The sequence below is a fragment of the Glutamicibacter sp. genome, assembly GCF_035257265.1.
Classification (GTDB): Bacteria; Actinomycetota; Actinomycetes; order Actinomycetales; family Micrococcaceae; genus Glutamicibacter.
In genome coordinates this window covers 76,679-102,011 of the sequence record NZ_DATEXC010000058.1, presented here as the reverse complement: position 1 = coordinate 102,011, position 25,333 = coordinate 76,679, and the positions used below count along the sequence as shown (strand labels likewise).

Below are 25,333 nucleotides of genomic sequence, written 5' to 3'. Positions count from 1 at the left end.
GTCGCTTTGGAGGGTAGATGCAACGCGTGTCCAGTGGCTAGTCGTGATAAGGCGCGTGGATTTCCACCGAGACGAACTGATGTTTGGATCCGGGCACCTGATGGGCAACGATAACTCCGCCCGGTTCTAAGAATGGATCCCTGCTCGGTAGGATCGCGGCAGCCTTCGCCGAAAGCTTAGAACGCAAGACTGCCATGGCCAAGGGAAGCACCGGACGATGCATGCACACCACCTGCGAGCGTGCCTTGGCCACAAGCTTTTCAAGGGCGCGGGTGGCCTTGGCTGGTTTTCGATTGGCCGCGTGCTCGGTGATCGCATTGATGTTTTTCAGTTTGATCCCGTGCACGGACACATAGGGAGTCACCGTCTGGACACAACGAATCCATGGGGACGAAGCGACATGTGAAGGACGCCAAGCTTCGAGCATCCGGGCCAGTGCGAGGGCCTGGCGTCTGCCGGTGGCGGCTAACGGACGTTCACCTTCGGCACGAGTCCATTTGCCGCGCGGCTTCGCTTTGGCATGACGCACGATGATAAAGGGCATGCTCCCTAAACGCTGGTGCGCATGGGCCTTGATCAGGTCATCGAGCGGAGCGATATCCGAGGGGTTTGTTAACTGCCCGCGAGCCTGCTCTGCCTGAACCCAGCGCGACTGATCACACTCGGTCCCGTCGGGTTGCTCAATGACCCCAGCATCAACTTGTGCCGCCCAGTAGTAGACAACCTTCGTTTTGCTCTTGACCGTGTAAGCGGTGGCCGCCAGCGGCAGCCCCAGGGTGATGTTCAGCCCGACTTCCTCACGGACCTCCCGAATCGCGCATTCGGGAATTGATTCTCCCGCGTCAAGCTTGCCCTTGGGCCAAGACCAATCGTCATAGCGCGGACGGTGGATGAGCATCACCTGCAGCTGTCCATGTTCAATACGCCAAGGGATCGCCCCGGCCGCAATCACATCAAATTCGCCGAGCCGGATCTCTTCGGCATCGCTGGATCGTTGCAGTGAGCAAAGCACCAAGCGGGAGTCTGGAGTACTGGTCACTAGTTGTGCAGCCCGCTCATTCGACGCCGGGCATGTTCTTCCATGAGCCAAAATTGGATATCTGTCAGCGGGTTTCCATCGGCATCTCGATGATGTCTGGTCCAAGCCCCGTCGGCACCCAAATGCCAACTCATGGTGGAGTCATCCATATAACGCTTCATCAATCCCGTCATAGTGTCGATATCTTCCTGATCGCGGAGGGAAACTAAGGCTTCCACCCGACGGTCCAGATTTCGATGCATCATGTCGGCGCTGCCGATATAGACCAGCGGGTCACCGGAATTAGCAAAGATGAATACTCGGCTGTGTTCCAAGAATCTGCCCAGGATCGAACGAACCTCGATATTCTCGCTTAAGCCTGGAAGACCTGGGCGCAGCGCACAAATACCGCGCACGATCACATTGACTTTAACCCCGGCCTGGCTGGCTCGGTACAACGCGTCAATGATGGCTTCATCAACCATCGAGTTGACCTTGATGTAGACCGAGGCCTCTTTGCCCTCGCCGGCATTGCTGATTTCCTTTTCAATCAGTTCCAGCAGCCCGGTGCGTACGGTTCGTGGGGCCACCAGCAACCGGTGATAGGTGGAGCGCGGAGCGTAACCGGAGAGCTGATTGAAGAGCCTTGAGACATCTTCACCAACGGCCTCGTCACAGGTGAGTAAGCCGAAATCCTCGTAGTAGCGGGCCGTGCGTGGGTGGTAGTTACCGGTGCCGATATGGCAGTAGCGACGCAGCTTGTCGCCTTCTTTGCGAACCACCAAGGAGAGCTTGGAATGGGTTTTCAGGCCCACAATCCCGTAGACCACGTGCACGCCGGCTTGCTCAAGTTTGCGGGCCCAACTGATATTTGCCTGCTCATCAAAGCGGGCCTTAATTTCTACCAGGGCAAGGACCTGCTTGCCGGCCTCGGCCGCGTCAATCAGTGCGTCAACAATGGGGGAGTCCCCGCTGGTGCGGTACAGGGTCTGCTTGATTGCCATGACCTTAGGGTCAGAGGCTGCTTGTTCCAAGAAGGCTTGTACCGAGGTGGAGAAGGAATCGTAGGGGTGATGCAACAGGATGTCGCGCCTGCGGACCGCCCCAAAAACGTTGGCGGCCTTCGCGGTTTCCGACTCGTTGAGGAACCGGGAAGTATGCCCGACATGCTTGGTGTAGTGCAGTTCGGTCCGGTCCAAGGAGGCGATCACACCGAGCCCGCGCAAGTCCAGTGGCGCGGGCAGCCTAAAGACCTCGTCGTCTTCGATATTCAGTTCGCGGACCAGAAGTTCGAGGATCTGTGGATTAACGTCATCGACAACTTCTAAACGAACCGGTGGGCCAAAGCGGCGGCGCAGCAGTTCCTTCTCCAAAGCCTGTAGAAGATTTTCCGCGTCATCTTCTTCAACTTCCAGGTCCTCGTTACGTGTCACCCGGAAGAAGTGATGCTCCACGATTTCCATACCTGGGAACAACAGGTCCAGGTGCACCGCGATGAGTGCTTCAAGCGGGATGAAACGTGCGGTGCGCTGGGAGGAGTGGGCGGCTTTGACACCATCGATACCCACGAGCCGGGCAATGGTGTCCGGCACCTTGAGACGGGCAAACAGCTCCTTGCCGGTCAGCGGATTGCGCACCACCACCGCAAGATTCAACGATAAGCCGGAGATGTAAGGGAATGGGTGGGCAGGATCCACGGCGAGTGGGGTGAGTACCGGGAACACCTGTGAGATGAACCATGCGGAGAGAGTTTCGCGTTCGGTGTCGCCTAGCTCGTCCCAACGAGTAATGCGAATGCCTTCTTCGGCTAAGGCCGGACGCACCTGGTCGGCAAAAACCATCGCATGGCGGGTTTGCAGCTCATGAGCAGAATTGAGCAGCAGTTCAAGCTGGTCTACCGGGTTCATGCTGTTGGCTGCGGGAACTGCCATACCCGTGGCAATGCGGCGTTTGAGTCCGGCCACACGCACCATGAAAAATTCGTCCAGATTTGAACCGAAGATTGAAAGAAAATTGACTCGTTCAAGCAGTGGCAGGCTGGCATCTTCGGCGAGTTCTAGGACCCGCGCGTTGAAGTGCAGCCAAGATAGCTCGCGATCCAAGAAGCGTTCATTGTTAAAATCACCCTCGGGATGCCGCACGGGCGATTTGACCGCCGGCTCAATGCGGTCTTCGTTCATCTTGGCTGCTGGTACATCACGAAGCTGTGATGCCGGCTGTTTCGGGGTGGTAGTCATCTACTTAACTCGCTTCTTTCTGCAAGTGGAAACCTCGTTGCACCTCAACGCACCGTTCAAAAACTGGTTTATCGCTGGTGCATTATTATTCTATCGGCTGCGGACCGTACATGATGTCGGTGTCCCAAAGTGTGAAGCCCAGTGAACGGTACAGATTTACCGCAGGTTCATTATCTGCATCTACATAGAGCAGCACCGAGCCCACACCGAGCTCCAAGAGGTAGTTCACACCCATCGCCGTCAAAATTCGGCCCAGACCCAGGCCTTGCGCCTCGGGAATCACACCGACGACATATACCTCGCCCATCGGGCGGACCTCGTCGGCTGTTGCGGGATGGATCTTGGTCCAGTGATAAGCGATCAGCTGTTCTTCAGCATCAAAGGCCAGGAAGAAGCCCGTTGGGTCAAACCAGTCTTCGGCCATACGTGCATCCAGGTCCGTCAAGGTCAGCGAACCCTGTTCCGGGTGGTGCGCAAAGGAGGCACTATTTGCTGCCAGCCAAGCAGGCTCGTCCTCGCCTACACGGAAGGTACGCACCGTGCTGCGTTGTTTGAGTTCGGGAACTTCCAAAGCTTCGGAATCATCACGGCGCAACTTGTACAGCTCGCGCACGGTGGCAAGGCCGATGCCGGCCGCTAACTTTTTGGCCGCCGGATGTCCACCATGAGCCCACGCCTGGATGCTTCTTAGTTCAAGGTCTTCGCCCAGACGTTCAAGTAACGCCGACCCGATTCCTTGCTCGCGGTGTTCGGGGTGCACCACCAGTTCTACCACCCAGCTATTTGACGCGCTGTCACGTACCGCGGCAAGCACGCCAACCAAGGCAGTTACTCCTGGTTCCAGCTGGAGTTCGGCGCGCAGGCTGAGCACCGAATCGGCGGAATCTTCAGTAGCTAGGGCCACCAGAGTCTGGTCGCTGAGCGGGGGATTCCCATCGGATTCCTGCGCCGTTGTGGCAAGTTTGCGAACATCGGAAAGATCGCGTTCTTCCAGTTCACCTTGCGTTTTTTGGATGGTCAAAGTTGTCTGTGGCAGTTCGCTCATACCTTCACCTTAGCCCGATGATCCGCGCGCGGACTAGTAGCGGAACAAACTTAAACTTCGCTGTGGAAGCGGTAGCCGACATTTCGCACAGTGCCAATCAATTGTTCGTGATCGGTACCGAGCTTTGCGCGTAAACGACGCACATGAACGTCCACGGTTCGAGTGCCTCCGTAGTAGTCGTAGCCCCACACCTCGTGCAGTAGCTGTTCACGGGTGAATACTCGGCCAGGAAATTGCCAGAGATATTTGAGCAGCTCAAATTCTTTGTACGTCAGATCCAGCATGCGGCGATCTATCCGAGCGGTGTAACTGAGTTCATCGATAGTTAGCCCGGAAGTGTTTTTCGGTGCCTCGGTTTCGGGATGTGCCGAAAGGATCAGCCTGATGCGCGTTTCTAATTCTCCGGGAGCCGCGGTGGGCATGATGAAATCTGAAATGTTCCATCCAGAGTTCAACACTCCAAGGCCACCCTCGCCAATGACCAAAAGCAGTGGCAGGTTGGCGGTAGAGTGTATGGTTTGCGCCAGGGTTCGAGCCGCGACCAGATCGGTGCGAGCATCAAGAATGACCGCTTCGCTCTCACCTAGCTGGCTGAGAGCCTCGGAGTTTGCAGGTAGGCAACGAACTTCGTGAAGCAGTAGTTCTAGCGCTGGAAGTACCTGCGCGCCGGTGTCTGCGTTGTTGCTCAGGAGCAGCAGGTGCGCCATGACGGACTTCCTCCTGCCAAATAGTTACAAAAATTTAGTTTTTACGTGTCACAGTATAAGGAAAGAACCATTCAAAGCTTGCATGTGGACATGCAAGTGCCCCGACTATTACCGATGGGAAATTTGGTTTGCGAATCAAGGTACTGATCAGTGGGCTGCTGGCGGCCGCCCTGTTGCTTGGAGCTGCCGCATGGAGCTCGGTGAACTTCGCAATGGCAATTGTCGCCGTAGTGGTGCAACTAATTTTTGCCTACGCTTGGCCTCGGATGACACGTTCGGAGACCCCGTGGACCCTGAGCGTGATCTTGTCACTCTGTGCAGTAGCATCCACCGCGGCGACCCTTTTTATGCCCGGAGCCACGCAAACTTCACATAGCGTGGAGGTCATTGCCGCCGGGGTGCTGCTGATTTTCATTACGCAAGTATTGCGTGGTGCTTCCTCCGAGGGACGACTTGCAGGTGTGGTGTCCGGAGTGACCGGGTTGGCTATTGTGACCCAGGGCGCCGGGTGGGCGGCGATTGGGCTTACGGACACGGCATTTGGGACCACCTTGACCACGTTGTTGGCGCTGCTCGGTGCCGGAGCTATCGCGATTACTCGCTGGCCTGACCGCATCACCTTTATCCTTGCACCGCTTATTGGCGGCGCCCTCGGCGCGCTGGCTAGCGCGTTGACCTTTGGCCCGCACTGGGCTCCGGCGCTGTGCATCGGAATTCTTTCAGGTCTGCTGGTCGGTAGCTTGCGCGCGTTGGCTTTGTCCTCACGCAGTGTGCGCACTATCTCAGGGGTGCTCGCGCTAGCCTGCGGCATCCTGCTGCTGGCAGGGGCACTGAGCTGGTATGCGATGGCCTTGTTGAACTAATTGAAGAAATGTGATGCCTGCTTCGTCACGAGTGTCGGAAATGGCAAGGCGCTCGGGCTAAGATGTAGGCATGAATGAAAATTACCTTGCACTCGAAATTTTCTTCCTCGCCTTGCTGACCGTTGCAGGTCTGGGCATGGCCGGATTCGCTGGACTTGTTGTAAAGCGTCTTTTCAAGGGGCAGAAGTAGAAATAGCGCACACAATAATGTGTGCGCTATTTTCATTTAACAAGGCTTTAAGGAGCAGCTAGTTTAATGGCTTTTGATATTCCCACGGATCTCACGCCGGAACTCGTCCCTTTCGCTTGGCTTATTGGCAGCTGGGCAGGGACCGGGCGCCTCGGTGAAGGGGAAGAGTCGGATCCGCACTTCTGGCAGCATGTCACCTTCCGTGACGTCGGCGCACCATATTTGGAATACCGCAGCGAAGCGTGGCTAACCGATGCCGATGGCACCAAGCTGCGCATCCTGTCCGTTGAAAGCGGCTTTTGGGCGTTAGAACGCCAACAGCAAGATGCCGATTCCGGACCAGGGATGACACCCGGAGATATCTTCCCGGCGCTACGCTCGGCAGATGATGTGCAGAAATTGCACACCAAAGAGGGATTTAAGATCCAAGCGCATATTGTGCAGCCTGGCGGAATCTCCGAACTTTATTACGGGCTCATTGACGGCCCGCGTATACAGCTGGCTACCGAAGCGCTGCTGCGCAGCAAAAATGCTAAACAGTATGCCTCGTCCACCCGAATGTATGGACTCGTTAACGGAGATCTGTTCTGGCGGTGGGATGTTTCCTTAGGAAACAACGAGCTCAAGGCACATGCCTCGGCCGCCCTCAAGCGCGTCACTGCAGAAGCGATGGAATCCTAAAGATGAGCGAAAATTCCTACCGGTCGGTACTCCTGGACCGGCAGTCAGCGATTGCCGGAACCGGTGCAGACGCCGGGGTGGCATCCCACTACGGTGCTCCGACCCGCGAAGCCCGTGACCTTTTTGCGGGCAAGTCTATTGCTGATCTCAGTCACCTCGATGTGTTGGAGCTGCGCGGTGAAGACCGCCAAAGCTGGTTGAACACGCTGAGCAGCCAATCGATCACCAATCTGAAACCCGGAGAATCCAGCCAAGCGCTGCTGCTCTCGGTGCAGGGCCGTATTGAGCATGAGATGAAGGTGCTCATTGACACCGATCGAGTACTGCTCATTACCGAGCTTGGCCGTGCCGAGCCACTGCGTGAATTCCTTAATTCAATGCGGTTCATGTTGCGTGTAGAGATTACGAATCTCTCCGGCACCCACGGTGTACTCGGTGCAGTGCGTGAGATTCCCACATGCAATGACTTGGTTTGGCGTAACCCTTGGCCACAGATCAGCGCCGGCGGCTGGGCTTACTCGCGTGAGGACCACCCCGGTCTGGAACGTCCTTGGTTTTTGCATATTGTGGAGCTTGACCGACTAGCCCAGGCCGTTGGCGACGAACAGCTCGCCGGAACCATGGCCGTGGAATCTCTTCGTATCGCAGCGTGGGAACCACGCTTCGGCTTTGAAAATGATGACAAAACCATTCCGCACGAGCTGGATTGGTTACGTACCGCGGTTCACCTGGACAAGGGTTGCTACAAGGGTCAAGAAACCGTTGCCCGGGTGCACAATATTGGACATCCGCCACGACGACTGGTCTTCTTGCACCTAGACGGATCGATGCATACTCTGCCAGCCGAGGGCTCGGAGATTAAGCTAGGCGAACGCACCGTGGGCAAGCTGACCTCGACGAGCCTGCACTTCGAAGCCGGTCCGATTGCCTTGGGTGTCATCAAGCGCAACGTTGATCCCGAAGCCGTACTGACCGTGGTCGATGGCGAAAGTGCTTACCCTGCCTCCCAGGAAGTTATTGTGGCCCCGGACGCCGGACAAACCGCTGGCCGGTTCACCGGGTTCTTGCGCACCCCACCGGGCAAGTAAAAGCACCACGCATCAAAAAATGGTCGTGTCCTTAGACAAGGGCACGACCATTTCGTTAATCTGTTTTAGCCAAAGAGTACTCGTGCTTCTTCATAGCGGTCGGCCGGTACACGTTTGAGATTATTCAAGGCTGCTCGCAGCGGCACCCGGTTTACTTTGGTGCCATGAATAGCCACCATGGTGCCCCATGCGCTGTCCGCCACCGAATCTACAGCTGCCATACCCAGACGTGTGGCTAACACCCGGTCGAAGGCGGTGGGGACGCCACCGCGCTGGATATGTCCTAGTACCGTCGCGCGAGTTTCCAATCCGGTCTGCTCTTCGATAAGTGGGGCGAGCATTTCACCGATGCCTCCCAGCCGTGCCCGGCCGAAACTATCGACCCCGCGCACGGAGAACGCTTCATCAAAACCTTCGGGAACAAAGCCCTCGGAGACAACAACTAGTGGGGCGCGTCCACGCTCATGTGCTTCGCGGACCCACTGGTAGATTTCCTCCATGGTGGTGGAAACCTCCGGGATCAGGATCGCGTGAGCGCCGGAGGCCATACCCGCATGCAGGGCAATCCAACCCACGTGCCGGCCCATCACTTCGGCGATCATGCAGCGGTGATGTGAATCGCCGGTGGTGCGCAACCTGTCGATTGCTTCAACTGCAATCTGGTTGGCGGTGTCAAAACCGAAGGTGTAGTCGGTGGCGTCAAGATCATTGTCAATAGTTTTGGGCACACCCACCACCGGCAAACCGGCCTCGCAGAGGCGCTGTGCGCCGGCTAGGGTTCCTTCGCCGCCGATGGCTATCAACGCATCGATCTGGTGTTCTCTGAGCATCGCCGCGATATTTTCAGCCCCGCCATTTTCACCTTCAAAAGCGTTGGTGCGCGAGGTGCCCAAAATGGTTCCGCCCTGTTTGGCGATACCGCGTACGGCGGTGCGTGGCAGCTCGAAGTAGTCTGCGTCTTTGACTCCGCGCCAGCCATCGCGGAAGCCAACAAATTCATAGTCGTAACTTTTGATGCCGTTGAGTACGGCTCCACGAATCACTGCATTAAGACCGGGGCAGTCGCCACCCGAGGTCATGATTCCAATGCGCATTAACCCTCACTTAGTAAGCAGGGAAGACCTCGGATATACGGTGAACCTAAGAAAAGTTATGTGCATTAGGCGCCGGATATCCGCGGAAAACCCTTCGGACGTCTTTCGATTCCGCGCGCCATTGAGCATCGAGTTGTGTTCGATTCTACGTGTTTAAAACCACAAGAGCGAGTTGCCTCCATTACTAGTGGAAAGCAACCCGCTCTGAGGGGAAACGATGATTAAAACTTGCGGAGCATCTTCTGCAATACAATCGTGTCGTCCTGGGCTGGGATGAGCAGCCACGCCACAATGTAGGCGCCGATACCAATGACCGGCAGGAGGAAGGAAAGCAACATGCCGATGCGGACCAAGGTGACGTCCCAACCGAATTTTTCGGAAATGCCGCCAGCGATTCCGGCGACCATACGGGCTGGACCACGGCGTAGTGGCATTGAACGGATCTGGTTAAAGAAGGTATCCATGATTTCTCCTGAAGTTATTTGTTGTTGCTGGAAAAGTTGTCGTTGTTCTTGATCTTAGCTTTGCGTGCCGACGCAATTCCCGAAAAAATCATTGCTACACCGGCCAGTGCTACGAGGCTGATGAAGAACAAGGGAGTGTCGAACTGCCAGTCAAAGACCGTCTGACTCAGCGAGGCAAGCGCAACGACGATCAGGATCAGACCGAAAACCAGCGTGCCGGCAGGGAACTTTGATTCGCTCTGTGTCGAGGTGTTCATGGTGTCTGCTCCTTAGAAATCTGTCGTGGTTCCGGTGAGGTCCGGTGTTGAAATGCTGGTGTCAAAGCTGGAGAAGACCCCATCAATCTTGACCGTGAGTACCGGAGCACCCTCAGGGAAATTCCTGTTGTCCTGGGGTAACTGAGCACCGTCATCGGATAGGAAAAGCCCGTTGGTTTCGATTTGGACCGGAACGTTCGCTGGTAAGGCAATATCAAGCTTGGAAAAAACCGAATCAATTTCAACGGTTTTTGGGGCGGTGATGTTGTTCAGGCCGCGTAAATCTACCGTGGAACTGCTGAAGACCGCACTGTACTCGCTGTCTTTATCGGCTGACTGATAAATTCCATTATTGCCGGGACGGAAGTCTGACCCGGAAAAGACGACCGTGAGTACGAGCAAGGGGATGGCTAAACCTAAGAGCCCTCCACTGGTGCGATTTGAAAGTGCCGCAAAGACCATAGACAGGCCCACAAGGAACAAACCGGATGCTAAGGCTACGGACCAGCCGTTTCCTGGCAGATCCACCACCTTGAGGTAATCGAGGCTGAGAATCAGCGCGACGGCAAGCACCGTTACGCCCAGGATCACCGTGGAGACCCAGCCAGGGATCGGAGGAGCGTTACGTAGCTTCTTTGCCGACTTGCCGAAGGCTGGATCCTGACGTGGCGGCGTATAGCGCGGCTCTTGGCCGGCGCCGTAGGTGTCGGGTTCCACTGGCTTCTCCTCAGACTTCGGTTGCTGCTGATGTGTGTTGGCGAAGGAAGCGGTCGCCGCGACTCTGGCGGTCGGCACGGTAGCGCCGATGCTAAAAGATTGCTCCCCGGAATCTCGCCACGGAACTTCGATGGTCGACCCAGTGCCCGGATGGGCCGCCGACGTGGTCGCCGGCGCTGGAGCTTTGGGTTTGTGATCCTCCGAATGCGGAGCTTCAGACCCCGCGAACTTACTGTTTCTGCGGCTAAAGATCACAAATGCAATACCGGCAATCACCAGTACCGGCCAGAGAACTGGTGCCACAGTACTCAAAAGCCACGGGGCTACGAAGATGCCAACACCAAGAAAAATAGAAGCACCGGTTAATGCGGCAGCCCATTCTTTGTTGACGATAGCCTGTTCCAAATGGATTTTTCCGCTGGTATCAGCCAGCAGGGCCCAAGCAATCGCGTAAATAATGAGCCCGAAACCAGCCAACAAACTCAGTGCAACAAAAACGCCACGCACCAACACCACATCAACGTTGAGTCGAGTGGCGATACCGGCTGCGACACCGCCGAGCCACTGCGAGTCTTGGCGATTAATGCCGGCGCCGCGCAGTCGCTCAAAGATATTGCTGCGTGAAGGGTGTTCGTTGTTCATATTTCAATCTTCTCGCGCCAAGCGTATTGACGCTATGAGGGCCTACCCTGATTCTTCCCCTGAGTGGACCCCCACTTGTACTCCAAGTCCGGTTTTCCTTCCTGGATCATGCTTGACTTATCACTATGGAAAGTTCTGAGCAGCGCACTTCGATTGTTCGCAGCGATTCAGGGCTCATCGCGGGGGTATGCGACGGGCTAGCAACGCACCTTGGATTCCCGGTGAGCTATGTTCGTTTCGGATTTGTCGCCCTGACCGCGTTAGGCGGGGTAGGGGTGCTGCTCTATGCCTGGTTGTGGGTTTTTACCCCGAGTGCCGAAGAATCCAAAGCCGGCCAACTGCGTTCGTGGGGGACAAGCAGGCGAACGCTCGCCGAGGAAATGGGACGAGTTCAGCAAGGGATCCCAAGCCCTCAGGAAATGACAGCGAAGCTCGCCTCCTGGCGGGAGACGCTCATTGGTACGGGCTTGTTACTTATTGCCGTATTGGCCTTAGCCCAATGGCTGGGACTGAATATCCGCTGGGACCTGATTTGGCCGGCCATGGGCATTGTGGCTGGTGTGCTTTTGGCTTGGCTGCAGATCGATGGGCAGCGTTTATCGGGGGACAGTAAATCCAGGGCAATGGTGCTCGGGCGGTTGATTCTTGGCCTGATTCTTGCCATCGGTGGGCTACTGGCAATTTTGAGCGGTACCGTAAGCACCTCGGACCTTATCGGCGGCATGTGGGCGGCGTTAGCAATTATTGCCGGCGCGGTGGTGGTGCTGCTTCCGTGGGGTGCCCGCTTGTGGCGTGACTACCTCGCCGAGCGGAGTTCTCGCCAAGCCGCCGCGCAACGCGCTGACTTTGCCGCGCATCTGCATGATTCAGTCCTGCAAACGCTGGCTGTAATCCAAAAGCGCAGCGATGATCCGGCGGCTGTGCGTACCCTAGCCAGAGTGCAAGAACGTGAACTGCGAGCATGGCTCTATGAGACCGAAGATCTCGATGAAGAAGACGTAGTCGTGGAGTTGAAGTCCGAAGCAGATAATATCGAAAAACTGATGTTCCGTGATGTTGACGTGGTTGCTGTGGGTCACGCCAAGGGATTCGACGGACAGCAAGCTTTAGTCGCAGCAAGCCGCGAGGCAATGATGAACGCGGCTAAACATGCAGAAGGAACGATTTCCGTATATCTGGAATGCAAAAAGGAACTGGTAGAAATCTTTATCAGGGACCGAGGCAGCGGCTTTGATGTCAAAGCAATTGATGAGGACCGGCATGGGGTGCGCGAATCGATTATTGGCCGTATGGATCGTGCCGGTGGCAAAGCCATCATTCGCAGTAGAAAAACCGGCACCGAAGTAGCCTTGAGCATGCCGCGAAGCAGCGAGCAGGAAGAACAAAACAATGAGTAGCGAACTGAGCAAAGACCAGAACATCCGCGTTGTCCTAGTTGATGACCACGGAATTTTCCGTTCCGGCCTACGCGCGGATCTCAGCGAAGATCTAGTGATCGTTGGCGAGGCAGACAGCGTAGAGAGCGCCATCGAGGTCATTGATCGAGAACGCCCTAATGTGGTGCTGCTCGACGTGCATTTGCCAGGTGGACGTGGTGGCGGAGGTGCCGAAGTACTTGCCGGCTGCGCGCATCTTTTGGGCAATACCAAGTTTTTGGCACTCAGCGTTTCAGACTCCGCACAGGACGTTGTCACCGTAATTCGTGCAGGAGCGCGCGGATATGTCACCAAGAGCATTTCCGGGACCGAGATCTCTGACGCGGTCCGCCGGGTGGCCGGTGGGGATGCGGTCTTCTCACCGCGGCTTGCAGGGTTTGTGCTGGACGCCTTCGGAAGTTCCAGCGTGGCCGCGGTGACGGGCATCGATGAAGAACTTGATTTGCTTTCGGACCGTGAGCTGCAGGTGATGCGCCTGATTGCGCGCGGCTACAGCTACAAGGAAGTAGCCAAGGAACTATTTATCTCAGTGAAAACTGTTGAATCGCATGTCTCTAATGTCCTGCGCAAACTACAGCTTTCAAATCGCCATGAGCTTACCCGTTGGGCAGTAGACCGAAAAATCCTCTAAAGGGGCGTTAAAACACGGGTGGCTCGATCCTCAAGGATCGAGCCACACGTGTTTTAGGTGAAGGTTTATTCGGTGTCGCCCAGCAATTTAGCCATGCGTGAGACACCCTCTGCGAGGTCCGCATCGCCTAGCGCGTAGGACATGCGAATGTATCCGGACGGGCCAAAGGCTTCGCCGGGAACGACTGCGACTTCGGCCTGCTCAAGAATGAACGCGGCGAGTTCGGCGCTCGTGTTGTTCACAACTCCACGGATTTTGCGGCCTAAGAGTCCACGCACATCCGAGTAGGCGTAAAAAGCACCATCTGGCATTGGGCAGTGCAGTCCCTCGATAGCGTTAAGCCCCTGGACAATAGCCAAACGGCGACGGTTGAAGGCCACCTTCATCTCTTGAACCGCATCCAGCGGACCGGCAACGGCGGCCAAAGCCGCACGTTGGGATACGTTGGCCACGTTGGAGGTCGCATGGGACTGCAGGTTAGTGGCCGCCTTAATGACATCAAGTGGTCCGGCCATCCAGCCCACGCGCCAACCGGTCATGGCGTAGGTTTTCGCGACACCGTTGAGGATGACCACGCGATCTTCGAGTTCAGGGACCAGCGTGGCGATCGAGTTGAAGGTAGCGTCCCCATAGGTGAGGTGTTCATAGATTTCATCGGTGACTACCCACAGACCCTTAGAGGCAGCCCAGCGGCCAATTTCGGTGATCTGCTGCGCGGTGTACACCGCGCCGGTCGGGTTAGACGGTGAGACGAACAGCAAAATCTTTGTGCGTTCGGTGAGCACCGACTCTAATTGCTCAATGGTGACCTTGTAGCCTTGCTCGGGTCCGGCAAAGATCGATACTGGCACGCCACCGGCAAGCTGGACGGACTCCGGGTAGGTGGTCCAGTACGGTGCCGGGATGATGACTTCATCGCCTGGATCAAGCAGGGCTGCGAAGGTGTTGTAGACCGCTTGTTTGCCGCCGTTAGTCACCAGTACCTGAGATCCACTGAGCTCGTACCCGGAATGACGCAAGGTCTTCTCAGCAATGGCTTCGCGAAGCTCTGGCAGACCTGCAGCGGGGGAGTACCGATGATTCTTTGGATCCTTGGCTGCCTCGACTGCTGCCTGGACAATGTAGTCCGGGGTGGGGAAGTCCGGCTCACCGGCGCCGAATCCAATCACTGGACGCCCGGCGGCTTTGAGTGCTTTCGCCTTGGCATCAACTGCGAGGGTGGCGGACTCGGAGATGGCGCCGATGCGGCGAGAAATTCTAGACATAGAAAATGCATCCTGACGGTACGTGAGCTGCTGTTTTCTTCAATCCTAGTAGCCTGCAATTAGCTATGCCCGGCGAAGTCGGTAAATGACACGAACTGTTTATGATCAGTGGTGCCGAATGCGGTGTGCGACACACAGTGGGCAGTCAGTTCGACATTTGCTATTTCGTTGCGTAAAGTTATTTCTCGTTGCTCAGACATCGACAACGACATGGTCAAACACCTATCGGCTAAGATGTGTGTAGTGAAGAGCAGTAGCTCAAAGGGTAGTGGCGCAATTGGTAGCGCAGCGGTCTCCAAAACCGCAGGTTGCAGGTTCGAGTCCTGTCTGCCCTGCGCAGTTGCGATAATAATCGCACAGCGAATCTCAAATCACGGTGTGTTGTGGTCGATCCGGCTGCGACACACCGTGATTGTTTCAACTGGCCAAAAAATTTGAAACGAGGATCAAGTTGAGCGAATCAGCTGCCGTTAATCCCGGAAACGGTGACAAGGCAAAGAAGGGCTTCTTCGGACGCATCTTCCTTTTCCTGCGCCAGGTAATCGCGGAACTAAAAAAAGTCGTGACCCCAACGCGGAGCGAGCTAATCAATTACACGCTCGTCGTAATCGGTTTCGTTTGCATCGTCATGCTGATCGTTACGGTCCTTGACCTCGTATTGGGCCAAGGCTCGATCCTCCTGTTTACTAATCAGCCAGAACAGTAAATTATTTGCCACGGCGGTATAATCGCCGGCAAGTAGTTAGATGTCATTCAGTCAAAGAAAGCAGGAGCTGCAGTGTCCGACAAGGAACTCGAACCGCAGATTAATGACGAGGTCGAAAACGAGTTCGTTGAAACTGAAAGCGAGCAGGTAGAAACCTCCGCTGACGTTGCAACAGACGAGACCGAAGCTCCAGCCGTTGTTGCTGAAGAAGAAGTTCAGACCGAAGTTGTTGAAGACGAATCTGTTGAAGCTGAAACCGAGTCTGCAGAAGACGAAGTAGAAGGCGATGAAGAAGAAGCAGAGTCTGAAGAAGACGTAGTCGCAAAGCTCAAGGAAGAATTCCGTTCGAAGCTGCGCCGTCAGCCAGGCGACTGGTTCGTTATTCACACTTACGCAGGTTACGAAAACCGCGTCAAGCTGAACCTCGAGACCCGTATTCAGACCCAGGACATGGATGATTTCATCTATGAGATCCAGGTTCCGATGGAAGAAGTCGTTGAGATCAAGAATACTCAGCGAAAAATCGTTCGTCGTGTACGTATTCCGGGCTACGTCCTGGTTCGTATGGAACTTACCGACGCTTCGTGGGGTGTAGTTCGACACACTCCAGGCGTCACCGGCTTCGTTGGAAACGCTCACGATCCGAACCCTTTGAACCTTGACGAAGTGTTCTCCATGCTGGAGCACACCGTGGTTGATCCGATCGAACAGCCATCGGCTTCCAAGCCAGGTCGTTCGCCAATCACCGAAGTCACCGTCGATTTTGAGGTCGGGGAAGCGGTTACCGTCAACGACGGTCCATTCGAGACCATGCCGGCGACGATTTCCGAAATCAAGCTGGAATCTGCTCAGCTGGTTGTCCTCGTTTCGATCTTCGAGCGCGAGACCCCAGTGACCTTGAACTTCAATCAGGTCACCAAGATCCAGTAGTATTAAGTCTTCGTGCCCCATTCCGTTTGCTTTACGGGGTGAGGGTACGTTCGGCTGTCGCGCCACGACAGCCACAACCCGTGACACGCTCCTGTGTTATGGGAACTGCAAGAGCATAAGGACCCGACATGGCCCCAAAGAAAAAGGTCACTGGACTCATCAAGCTGCAGATCAATGCAGGCGCTGCTAACCCGGCTCCTCCAATTGGTCCAGCACTTGGCCAGCACGGTGTCAACATCATGGAATTCTGCAAGGCTTACAACGCAGCGACTGAGTCGCAGCGCGGTAACGTTGTACCAGTTGAAATCACCGTGTACGAAGACCGTTCATTCACCTTCATCACCAAGACTCCTCCAGCTGCAGAGCTGATCAAGAAGGCTGCTGGCGTTGCTAAGGGTTCGGCTACCCCGCACACCGACAAGGTTGCAAAGCTGACCCAGGCACAGGTTGAAGAGATCGCCAACACCAAGATGGCTGACCTCAACGCTAACGACTTGGCTGCCGCCTCGTTGATCATCGCCGGTACCGCCCGCTCCATGGGCATCACTGTCGAAGGCTAATTTTTAGCTTTTCGTAGTTCACCTCGGTGACTACACCAAAGAATTTATTATCAAGGCGAGCAGGGAACCCCCCGCTTGCCCGTGGCAGGACCGGGCGCGGTCCATATGACCACGACTGCATAAGGAGATAACGCAGATGGCAAAGCGCAGCAAAGCATACGTAGCCGCCGCGGCTAAGATCGTGGCTGACAAGTTCTACGAGCCAACCGAGGCAATTGCCTTGGCAAAGGACATCGCAGGCGAGAAGACCAACTCGACCGTTGAGGTTGCATTCCGCTTGAGTGTTGACCCACGCAAGGCAGACCAGATGGTTCGCGGTACCGTGAACCTTCCACACGGCACCGGTAAGACCGCCCGCGTGGTTGTCTTCGCCAACGGCGACAAGGCAGAAGCAGCCCGCGCAGCCGGCGCTGACTTCGTAGGCTCGGACGACCTGATCGAAAAGATCCAGGGCGGCTGGACCGACTTCGACTCGGCCGTAGCAACCCCAGACCTCATGGGTAAGGTTGGCCGCTTGGGTAAGATCTTGGGTCCTCGTAACCTGATGCCAAACCCTAAGACCGGCACCGTGACCATGGATGTGGCCAAGGCTGTTACCGACATCAAGGGTGGCAAGATCGACTTCCGCGTCGACAAGCACGCCAACCTTCACTTCATCATCGGCAAGGCTTCCTTCGAAGCCAAGCAGCTGAACGAGAACTACGCAGCAGCACTGGAAGAAGTACTTCGTTTGAAGCCTTCTTCTTCCAAGGGCCGCTACATCTCGAAGGCAACCATCTCGACTACCTTCGGTCCAGGCATCCCTGTTGACTCGAACGTAACTCGCGTGGAGGCCTAAGCCTTAACGAGTATTAGAACCGCGGGGTAGATCAGAGAAATCTGATCTACCCCGCGGTTTTTGCTATTCCATGAACCTGAGTAAAACCGCGGCAGCTCAGCGTAGCTTTGGTGCTGTAAAGCCCAGGTGAGTACCGTCCCATGGTGCTGTGTTTTGCCGCACCACAGTTTTTTGGCAGCCGGGGGATCCCGCCATGACTAGAGGCAAAGCAGCAGAGACTTGGCAGAAGCAGGTATAGATGCGAATTGCCTGAGTTTTGTCCGTGATCTACCTGAGATGTGTTCCTTTACTTTAATAAGTGGTGATAAGGTTAAAGCACCGACTTGTTCGGCAGCTTCTACATGGGCCCCCCAAGACCATGTAGGACCTGGATATGAAAGTTTCCCCAAAACTTTTGTATCGACAAGTAGCCTGTTGTCAGCGTCCCCCAAGTGCTGGCTTCAGGCCTTGTCTTTTAACGACCATTAAGTGAGTCGAATCATGGGGCCAAGGCGTCTACCGATTTGGAAGATGCCACAATCCCCGTTTAGACTAGAGATACCGAAGACCGTCGGCCGGACATATGCATGCATAAGTCCCGAAGAGCTCGCAAGAGCGGCCAACGCAGGTTTCATAGATTTGTTTTAACTTGAATTAGTTGAAATGCCCTGTGCTCCTGCGCGGGGCCTTTTTTATTGGCCTCGCCGGTTATGAAACGGTACCGAACAAATCCCCGGAAGGAGTGTTATGGCAACGCCTACCAAGACTGTAGCGATTGAAGCAATCGCTGCAGACTTCAAGGAATCAACTGCGGCTGTCTTGACCGAATACCGTGGGCTTACCGTTGCACAGCTCAAGGAACTTCGCCGCGCACTTGGTCAGGATACCAAGTACGCAGTTGTGAAGAACACCTTGACCGCTATCGCAGCGAAGGAAGTTGGCATCGATGCATTCGATGGTCAGCTTTCCGGTCCGACTGCAATCGCCTTCATTAAGGGTGACGCAGTTGCTGCCGCAAAGAGCCTCACGGAGTTCGCAAAGGCTAATGAGAAGCTTGTCGTCAAGACTGGCTTCTTCGAGGGCAAGGCCCTTGATCAGGCCGGCATCGCCGCTCTGGCAGCCCTGGAATCCCGCGAAACTCAGCTCGCTCGCGTTGCTGCAGTACTGCAGGCTCCGGCCTCCGCTGCTGTGCGCATCGTGGACGCATTGCGTCTGAAGCTAGAAGAAGAGAACGGTGGCGCAGCTGCCGAGGAAGCTCCGGCAGAAGCCTAAGCTTTCGCGACTCTTTCGCATCGTAACCCCAATTCATAGGCCTCAGGGCCAAAACCGAAAGGACGCCGACCATGGCGAAGCTCAGCACTGAAGAGCTGCTTTCAGCATTCAAGGAAATGACCATCATCGAGCTCTCGGAGTTCGTGAAGGAATTCGAAGAGACCTTCGACGTAACTGCAGCTGCAGTTGCCGTTGCAGGCCCAGCAGGCGGCGCAGCCGCAGCTGAAGAAGAGCAGACCGAATTCGATGTCGTTCTTGAGTCGGCTGGCGACAAGAAGATCGCAGTTATCAAGGAAGTTCGTGCATTGACTTCCCTCGGCCTGAAGGAAGCCAAGGAGGTCGTTGATTCGGCTCCAAAGGCCGTCCTTGAGGGCGCAACCAAGGAAGCTGCAGAAAAGGCAAAGGAAGCTCTCGAAGCTGCCGGCGCAACTGTAACCGTAAAGTAAGTATCGCGGTCACTCGCAACTTATTGCCAAAGGGTTCATGGACTTCGGGTCCGTGGGCCCTTTGGTCGTTAAAGTCAAATAATGTGTCTAATGTTTTATAACGTTTCTATTAACAGGGTTTATTCAAGTTCATTGTTTACAGTGAAATGGTGTCAACAACTCAAACTCAGGAAACGAAGAAGACAGGCGCACGGCTAGGTTTACTAGACGGCCTGCGAATCAGCGCTGCCTTAATTGTGGTTCTCTACCACTACACCGCGTGGGGACACAGCCACTGGGGACTTAAAGCTCCAGAAGCTTGGCCGGTTCTTTCGCAGTTCAGCCGCTACGGCTTGATTGGTGTGCAGCTCTTCTTCCTGCTCTCTGGCTTCGTAATCTTGATGTCCGTCCAGGGCAAGAACCTGATCCACTTCATTGGCTCACGCTTGGGCCGGTTATATCCGGCTTACTGGCTTGCGGTGATTGCAGCGGCAGTTCTCACCTTCAAAATTTGGCCTGACGCGCAAGACGGACGAAGCCGCGAGGATATCGTCCCAAACCTCACCATGGTCCAACAGGGCATGGGAGTGCGCGATCTCGACGGCGTGTACTGGACCCTGTGGGTGGAGTTCCGCTTCTACGTGTTGCTTGCACTGCTGTTGGTTGCCGGACTAGTTAAAATCAAAAACATTATGTGGCTGTCGTTTATCTGGCCGGCTCTCGGAATCGCCCTGCACGTCACCGGCATGGACAAAGCTCAAGAGTGGATTGCAGGTCAATACGCGGCACAGTTCGCCGCCGGTATGGTGCTGTTTTTGATTTATCAGAATGGGCACACTGTTGGGCGTTGGGCGATGGTCGCGTTCAACACCATGGTCTCCGCCTACTTCACCGGATTGAAGGGCAGCTTCGATAACGACTACCTCTCGGGATTGACCGTTCCCGCCTGGCACTTCTCGCTGCTGGCAGTGTTCTGCGTGGCCTTGTTGGCAGTATGTACGTTGACCCCATTGAAAAATATTCAGGCACGGTGGCTGGTCGTAGCAGGCTCGCTGACCTACCCGCTGTACCTCTTCCACCAAATCTGGGGATGGTGGATCATCCATAGCCTGAGCGACAGCATGAACAAATACGTATTGCTTGCTTTGACCTTCGCCATCATGCTTCTCGTGGCCTACCTGGTGGCTCGCTTTATTGAGAAACCAGTGGGGCTATGGCTACGCAATGAATCCATCAAGTCCCTGACCGCATTGAATACCTGGGCTAAAAGAATCCCGCTTTCAGGTTTCGGCTCAGCTACTCGGAAATCGAAATATCGGCAATCGTGGCATCAAATCCGTTAGCCAGGTCCTGGGGAGCGACCAGAAGCCCATGTTCGGGTTCACCGCATCCTAGAGCGACAGCCTCGGGGATGGGTTCGGTGAAAACGCTGGCATCGATATATACCGGAAGCACCGAATGAGAACCGAACGGAGTAATCGTTCCACGTACGTAGCGGGTGACGTCGTAGGCAATATCTGCGTCTGGCAGAGACAGCTTGTTAACACCTACTGCTTCGCGTAGTTTCGGCCAGCTCAATTTCCGTCCACCTGGTACCAAAGCAAATAGGTAAGTGTCATCGGATCGCTTAATGACCAGTGTCTTCAGCAAATGCGCTGGAATCACATCGAGCAGTTCTGCTGCGTGCTCTAGCGAGGTGGCTGGCTCGCGCGGAACAATTTCAATAGGTATATCCCGACGTGAAGCGTCGAGGCTGACTCGGGTGAGTGCTTCGTTAACCTTTGACTGATTCATGCTTCTTCACTCCTAGCTTTTGACTGCTATTTTTTGTACCGGCTCAAGGCTTACTACCCGGGCAGGGTCAAGCGGGAAATAAGAGTCCATATTCCACGGATGCTCCTGCCACTTGGGTTTAGCCTTCCCCCGAGGCTAGCTCATAATCGTGATCTTTTGGAGATCTAGGACACATAGTCAGGCATTCATAAGTCGACCTTTATGTCTTATGGCTTAGCTGTGCGTCCACAATCTCTGAGACCATGGGCCGTGCGCAGGAGCCTGGTGAATGAAAAAGAATTCAAAAAGTGCGCGCGCCCGCGAATGCTGATCCCTGTAGGGGAACTGGGGCAGGAGGAATCCCGCCGGGCTTGGAGGAGCTATTGATGGCTCCTTGCGAAGCCGCAGTTGAATGGAATCGGAGACCAAAAAAGATTCCGAGAAAATTACGGTGCGTCAGCTGACCCGGTACGTCGTGATGGGCAAAGTTGATGAATTATTGCCGTTGTGAGTAACTGCACACTGGCGATATGGCGCGAGAATTCTTATTTCACGGTAGGGGAGTGAAGGTGGGCCGCAGATATTCGCCCAAGACTCTGCTTTTGATCTCTCACATGGGTAAATGTGAGCGGAATTTTCGCTTGAAAGGGAATCTGGGTATCGCCGGTGACAACCGTGAATGGCAGAAATGTGCCTGAAATCCGGACGCTTCGAAAAGTAGCAAGAAACTATAGCATGAATTTCTCTCGCGGATATCGACAAGCTTAAAATACTCCGGTAGAGTAGAAATTTGCGCCATCCCTGTTTGCGCGCGTGGCCTTCATATAGCGGTGGGTTCGCGTCGTCACACGAGGGCTTGTCCTATGACAGGCACCTTAGCACGGTTGGCGTTCGGAAACCTGACGGTCTTTGGAAGGATCCATCTTGGTCGCCTCGAGCAACCCTAACAACCAAACCGCTAGTTCGGCTCGCGATGCTGCATACGCTGGCCGACTTTCTTTTGCAAAGATTAACGAACCCCTTGAAGTGCCTAACCTTTTGGCATTGCAGACTGAGAGCTTTGACCGCCTCATCGGTAATGACCTGTGGAAGGCCCGCCTAGCCAAGGCCGAGGCCGCTGGTGACACCAGCGTGCCGAATGTCTCGGGTCTGGCTGAAATCTTCGAGGAAATCTCCCCGATTGAAGACTTCCAGGACACCATGTCCTTGAGCTTCTCCGATCCGGAATTCGCTGATCCTAAGTACTCGATCGCAGAGTGCAAGGATCGCGACGCCACTTACTCGGCACCGCTGTACGTCAAGGCCGAATTCATGAACAATGAAACCGGCGAAATCAAGCAGCAGACCGTATTCATGGGCGATTTCCCACTGATGTCTGACAAGGGCACCTTCGTCATCAACGGCACCGAGCGTGTTGTTGTGTCGCAGCTGGTCCGTTCCCCAGGTGCGTACTTCGAGTCCACGCCTGACAAGACCAGTGATAAGACCATCTACTCCTCGCGCATCATTCCTTCGCGTGGTGCATGGTTCGAACTCGAAATCGACAAGCGCGACCAGGTTGGTGTGCGTTTGGACCGTAAGCGTAAGCAGTCGGTCACCGTGTTGCTCAAGGCCTTTGGCTGGAGCGAAGAAAAGATCCTCTCCGAATTCGGCCAGTACGATTCAATTCGTGCCACCTTGGAGAAGGATAACGTCAAGGATCAGAACGAAGCCTTGCTCGACATCTACCGCAAGCTTCGCCCGGGCGAGCCACCAACGGTGGACGCTGCACAGGGTCTGCTGCGCAACATGTACTTCGAGCCAAAGCGCTACGACCTGGCAAAGGTTGGTCGTTACAAGATCAACCGCAAGCTTGGTGTAGAGGTTCCGGTTGACGCCGAGAGCCCATCGGTTCTGTCCCAGGACGACATCATTGCAATGATCCGTTACCTCGTCGCGTTGCACGCAGGCGAGAAGACCATCTCCGGTACCCGCAAGGGCGAGATTGTCGACGTACCGGTCAACGTAGATGACATCGACCACTTCGGCAACCGTCGTATCCGCGCCGTGGGCGAGCTGATCGAGAACCAGATCCGCACCGGTCTTTCCCGTATGGAGCGTGTTGTGCGTGAGCGCATGACCACCCAGGACGTGGAAGCGATCACCCCGCAGACGCTGATCAACATCCGCCCTGTGGTAGCTGCAATCAAGGAGTTCTTCGGTACTTCGCAGCTCTCGCAGTTCATGGACCAGAACAACCCGCTGGCCGGCCTGACCCACAAGCGTCGCTTGTCGGCCCTGGGCCCAGGTGGTCTGTCCCGTGACCGCGCAGGCATGGAAGTTCGAGACGTTCACCCGTCCCACTACGGACGTATGTGCCCAATTGAAACTCCCGAAGGTCCGAACATTGGTCTGATCGGTTCGTTGGCTACCTACGGACGGATCAACTCCTTCGGCTTCATCGAAACTCCTTACCGCCGGGTCAAGGACAACGTTGTTTCCAACGAGGTTGACTACCTGACCGCAGATGACGAGCTTCAGCACTTCATCGCACAGGCTAACGCTCCATTGGCAGAAGACGGCCGCTTCCTCGAAGAGACCGTACTAGTCCGTGAAAAGGGCGGTGGCGGCGAGCCCGTTATCGTTGAGCCTTCCGAAGTGACCTACATGGACGTTTCGCCTCGCCAGATGGTTTCCGTTGCAACCGCACTGATTCCATTCCTCGAGCACGACGATGCCAACCGCGCACTGATGGGCGCCAACATGCAGCGCCAGGCTGTGCCGCTGCTGGCTTCGGAGTCGCCACTGGTTGGTACCGGCATGGAGAAGTTCGCCGCGGTTGACGCCGGCGATTCCATCGTTGCACTGAAGCCAGGTGTTGTCACCGAGGTTTCCGCAGACCTGGTTGTTGTCATGAATGATGACGGCACCGAGTCGATGTACCCCATCATGAAGTTCTCCCGCTCGAACCAGGGCAACGCGTACAACCAGCGCGTATTGGTAAACGAAGGTGACCGTCTGGAATTCCAGTCGATCATCGCCGATGGTCCTTCGACCGACAAGGGCGAGCTTGCCTTGGGTAAGAACCTGCTCGTGGCATTCATGTCATGGGAAGGCCACAACTTCGAGGATGCGATCATTCTTTCGCAGCGCATGATCTTCGAAGACGTGCTGACCTCGATTCACATCGAAGAGCACGAAGTTGATGCCCGCGACACCAAGCTTGGTGCCGAGGAAATCACTCGCGACATCCCGAACGTCTCCGAGGACATCCTGTCCCAGCTTGATGACCGCGGCATCGTTTACATCGGTGCTGAAGTTGAAGCCGGCGACGTGCTGGTAGGCCGTGTCACTCCTAAGGGTGAAACCGAGCTGACCCCAGAAGAGCGTCTGCTGCGCGCCATCTTCGGTGAGAAGTCCCGCGAAGTCCGCGATACTTCCCTGAAGGTTCCGCACGGCGAGTCGGGCACCGTCATTGGTGTTCGTATCTTCGATCGCGACAACGATGACGACCTTTCCCCTGGTGTCAACCAGCTGGTTCGCGTGTACGTGGCACAGAAGCGCAAGATCACCAATGGTGACAAGCTTGCCGGCCGTCACGGTAACAAGGGTGTTATTTCCAAGATTCTGCCACTTGAGGACATGCCGTTCCTCGAAGACGGAACCCCATTGGATATCATCTTGAACCCACTGGGTGTGCCAGGCCGTATGAACGTCGGCCAGGTAATGGAAATCCACCTCGCGTGGGCTGCCAAGCAGGGCTGGAACATCGAAAACGAGCCAGCATGGGTGAAGGATCTGCCTAACCTGCCTCGCCAGTCCGGACCGACCACCGTGTCGACCCCGGTCTTCGATGGTGCCTCGGAAGAGGAAATCCGCGGAATCCTGGATTCAACGAACCTCACTCGTGATGGCGAGCGTCTGATCGGTAACACCGGTAAGACCCGCTTGTTCGATGGTCGTTCCGGCGAGCCTTTCCCGGACCCGGTCTCCGTTGGCTACATGTACATCTTGAAGCTTCACCACTTGGTGGACGACAAGATCCACGCACGTTCCACCGGTCCATACTCCATGATTACCCAGCAGCCACTTGGTGGTAAGGCCCAGTTCGGTGGCCAGCGCTTCGGTGAGATGGAAGTTTGGGCGCTGGAAGCTTACGGCGCCGCTTACACCCTGCAGGAACTTCTGACCATCAAGTCAGATGATATCCACGGACGTGTAAAGGTCTACGAAGCCATCGTCAAGGGCGAGAACGTTCCGGAACCAGGCGTTCCAGAGTCGTTCAAGGTGCTCATCAAGGAAATGCAGTCGTTGTGCTTGAACGTTGAGGTACTTGGTACCGACGGCAACACGATCGAAATGCGCGAATCGGACGAGGAATCGTTCCGTGCGGCGGAAGAGCTTGGCATCGACCTTTCCCGGTCGGAGCCAAACTCCGTAGAGGAGGTCTAGGCTTGATCGCTGCCTCAGGAGGCCAGCTGGCCCAGCGAGCGTAGCGGGAAACCAAGACTTACTTATTCGTATCGACTTCAGACA

Annotated in this window: 23 protein-coding genes and 1 tRNA gene; 14 read left to right on the top strand and 10 right to left on the bottom strand. The window is 55.5% G+C overall.

Annotated features, from left to right (window positions below):
- Positions 1-37: 37 nt before the first annotated feature.
- The 4 genes from VJ369_RS16865 to VJ369_RS16850 all read right to left on the bottom strand — a co-directional run bounded on the left by VJ369_RS16865 (position 38) and on the right by VJ369_RS16850 (position 5,007).
- On the bottom strand, positions 38-1,039 hold the full coding sequence (locus VJ369_RS16865; RefSeq protein ID WP_324093161.1) for an NUDIX hydrolase: 1,002 nt from the start codon (positions 1,037-1,039) through the stop codon (positions 38-40).
- Positions 1,039-3,255, bottom strand: a complete 2,217-nt coding sequence (locus tag VJ369_RS16860) for an RNA degradosome polyphosphate kinase (RefSeq protein WP_324093160.1) — start codon at positions 3,253-3,255, stop codon at positions 1,039-1,041. The genes VJ369_RS16865 and VJ369_RS16860 overlap by 1 nt, the downstream gene beginning before the upstream one ends.
- An 85-nt stretch (positions 3,256-3,340) precedes the next feature.
- The gene (gene mshD / locus VJ369_RS16855; protein WP_324093159.1) at positions 3,341-4,300 is read right to left on the bottom strand and encodes a mycothiol synthase; all 960 of its coding nucleotides are present in this window, start codon (positions 4,298-4,300) and stop codon (positions 3,341-3,343) included.
- A gap of 50 nt (positions 4,301-4,350) precedes the next feature.
- Positions 4,351-5,007: a response regulator transcription factor gene (locus VJ369_RS16850; RefSeq protein WP_324093158.1), complete on the bottom strand. Its 657-nt coding sequence runs from the start codon at positions 5,005-5,007 to the stop codon at positions 4,351-4,353.
- A 128-nt stretch (positions 5,008-5,135) separates the two neighbouring features.
- Here VJ369_RS16850 and VJ369_RS16845 point away from each other — a divergent pair, with 128 nt between their 5' ends.
- The 3 genes from VJ369_RS16845 to VJ369_RS16835 all read left to right on the top strand — a co-directional run bounded on the left by VJ369_RS16845 (position 5,136) and on the right by VJ369_RS16835 (position 7,829).
- The gene (locus tag VJ369_RS16845; RefSeq protein WP_324093157.1) at positions 5,136-5,870 is read left to right on the top strand and encodes a hypothetical protein; all 735 of its coding nucleotides are present in this window, start codon (positions 5,136-5,138) and stop codon (positions 5,868-5,870) included.
- A 256-nt stretch (positions 5,871-6,126) separates the two neighbouring features.
- Positions 6,127-6,741, top strand: a complete 615-nt coding sequence (locus VJ369_RS16840) for an FABP family protein (protein WP_324093156.1) — start codon at positions 6,127-6,129, stop codon at positions 6,739-6,741.
- 2 nt (positions 6,742-6,743) lie between these two features.
- On the top strand, positions 6,744-7,829 hold the full coding sequence (locus VJ369_RS16835) for a folate-binding protein (RefSeq protein WP_324093155.1): 1,086 nt from the start codon (positions 6,744-6,746) through the stop codon (positions 7,827-7,829).
- 65 nt (positions 7,830-7,894) lie between these two features.
- On the opposite strand, the gene VJ369_RS16830 is transcribed toward VJ369_RS16835, so the two are convergent.
- The 4 genes from VJ369_RS16830 to VJ369_RS16815 form a co-directional block, all read right to left on the bottom strand.
- Complete coding sequence (locus VJ369_RS16830) at positions 7,895-8,923, bottom strand: ATP-dependent 6-phosphofructokinase (RefSeq protein WP_324093154.1); 1,029 nt, start codon at positions 8,921-8,923, stop codon at positions 7,895-7,897.
- Between the two features lie 221 nt (positions 8,924-9,144).
- On the bottom strand, positions 9,145-9,387 hold the full coding sequence (locus tag VJ369_RS16825; protein ID WP_105675556.1) for a PspC domain-containing protein: 243 nt from the start codon (positions 9,385-9,387) through the stop codon (positions 9,145-9,147).
- Between the two features lie 14 nt (positions 9,388-9,401).
- Positions 9,402-9,644, bottom strand: coding sequence for a hypothetical protein (locus VJ369_RS16820; protein ID WP_324093153.1), 243 nt, complete (start codon positions 9,642-9,644; stop codon positions 9,402-9,404).
- Between the two features lie 12 nt (positions 9,645-9,656).
- Positions 9,657-11,003, bottom strand: a complete 1,347-nt coding sequence (locus VJ369_RS16815) for a PspC domain-containing protein (protein WP_324093152.1) — start codon at positions 11,001-11,003, stop codon at positions 9,657-9,659.
- Between the two features lie 125 nt (positions 11,004-11,128).
- Here VJ369_RS16815 and VJ369_RS16810 point away from each other — a divergent pair, with 125 nt between their 5' ends.
- Together VJ369_RS16810 and VJ369_RS16805 are read left to right on the top strand one after the other, a co-directional pair.
- Positions 11,129-12,400, top strand: a complete 1,272-nt coding sequence (locus VJ369_RS16810; RefSeq protein ID WP_324093151.1) for a PspC domain-containing protein — start codon at positions 11,129-11,131, stop codon at positions 12,398-12,400.
- A complete protein-coding gene (locus tag VJ369_RS16805; protein ID WP_324093150.1) occupies positions 12,393-13,070 on the top strand; it encodes a response regulator transcription factor in 678 nt (225 codons plus the stop codon). The genes VJ369_RS16810 and VJ369_RS16805 overlap by 8 nt, the downstream gene beginning before the upstream one ends.
- Positions 13,071-13,135: 65 nt before the next feature.
- Here VJ369_RS16805 and VJ369_RS16800 read toward each other — a convergent pair whose 3' ends face one another.
- Entirely contained in the window at positions 13,136-14,335 is a 1,200-nt protein-coding gene (locus VJ369_RS16800) for a pyridoxal phosphate-dependent aminotransferase (protein ID WP_324093149.1), read from the bottom strand.
- Positions 14,336-14,597: 262 nt separating this feature from the next.
- Between VJ369_RS16800 and VJ369_RS16795 the strand changes: the two genes are divergently transcribed.
- From VJ369_RS16795 to VJ369_RS16760, 8 genes are all read left to right on the top strand, one after another.
- Positions 14,598-14,670 (top strand) — tRNA-Trp (locus tag VJ369_RS16795).
- Between the two features lie 116 nt (positions 14,671-14,786).
- Positions 14,787-15,041, top strand: a complete 255-nt coding sequence (gene secE, locus VJ369_RS16790; RefSeq protein WP_324093148.1) for a preprotein translocase subunit SecE — start codon at positions 14,787-14,789, stop codon at positions 15,039-15,041.
- 72 nt (positions 15,042-15,113) lie between these two features.
- A complete protein-coding gene (gene nusG, locus VJ369_RS16785) occupies positions 15,114-15,971 on the top strand; it encodes a transcription termination/antitermination protein NusG (RefSeq protein WP_324093147.1) in 858 nt (285 codons plus the stop codon).
- Positions 15,972-16,099: 128 nt separating this feature from the next.
- Positions 16,100-16,531 (top strand): 50S ribosomal protein L11, encoded by a 432-nt coding sequence (gene rplK, locus VJ369_RS16780; RefSeq protein WP_096256916.1) that lies wholly within the window; start codon positions 16,100-16,102, stop codon positions 16,529-16,531.
- Positions 16,532-16,667: 136 nt separating this feature from the next.
- On the top strand, positions 16,668-17,369 hold the full coding sequence (rplA, locus tag VJ369_RS16775; protein ID WP_096256915.1) for a 50S ribosomal protein L1: 702 nt from the start codon (positions 16,668-16,670) through the stop codon (positions 17,367-17,369).
- Positions 17,370-18,095: 726 nt separating this feature from the next.
- On the top strand, positions 18,096-18,620 hold the full coding sequence (gene rplJ / locus VJ369_RS16770) for a 50S ribosomal protein L10 (RefSeq protein WP_324093146.1): 525 nt from the start codon (positions 18,096-18,098) through the stop codon (positions 18,618-18,620).
- A 71-nt stretch (positions 18,621-18,691) separates the two neighbouring features.
- On the top strand, positions 18,692-19,066 hold the full coding sequence (gene rplL, locus VJ369_RS16765; protein WP_096256913.1) for a 50S ribosomal protein L7/L12: 375 nt from the start codon (positions 18,692-18,694) through the stop codon (positions 19,064-19,066).
- 146 nt (positions 19,067-19,212) lie between these two features.
- Positions 19,213-20,388 (top strand): acyltransferase, encoded by a 1,176-nt coding sequence (locus tag VJ369_RS16760; protein WP_324093145.1) that lies wholly within the window; start codon positions 19,213-19,215, stop codon positions 20,386-20,388.
- Here VJ369_RS16760 and VJ369_RS16755 read toward each other — a convergent pair.
- A complete protein-coding gene (locus VJ369_RS16755) occupies positions 20,342-20,839 on the bottom strand; it encodes a YbaK/EbsC family protein (protein ID WP_324093144.1) in 498 nt (165 codons plus the stop codon). The genes VJ369_RS16760 and VJ369_RS16755 overlap by 47 nt on opposite strands.
- Positions 20,840-21,742: 903 nt before the next feature.
- Here VJ369_RS16755 and rpoB point away from each other — a divergent pair.
- Positions 21,743-25,249, top strand: a complete 3,507-nt coding sequence (gene rpoB / locus VJ369_RS16750; RefSeq protein WP_324093143.1) for a DNA-directed RNA polymerase subunit beta — start codon at positions 21,743-21,745, stop codon at positions 25,247-25,249.
- Positions 25,250-25,333 lie beyond the last annotated feature (84 nt).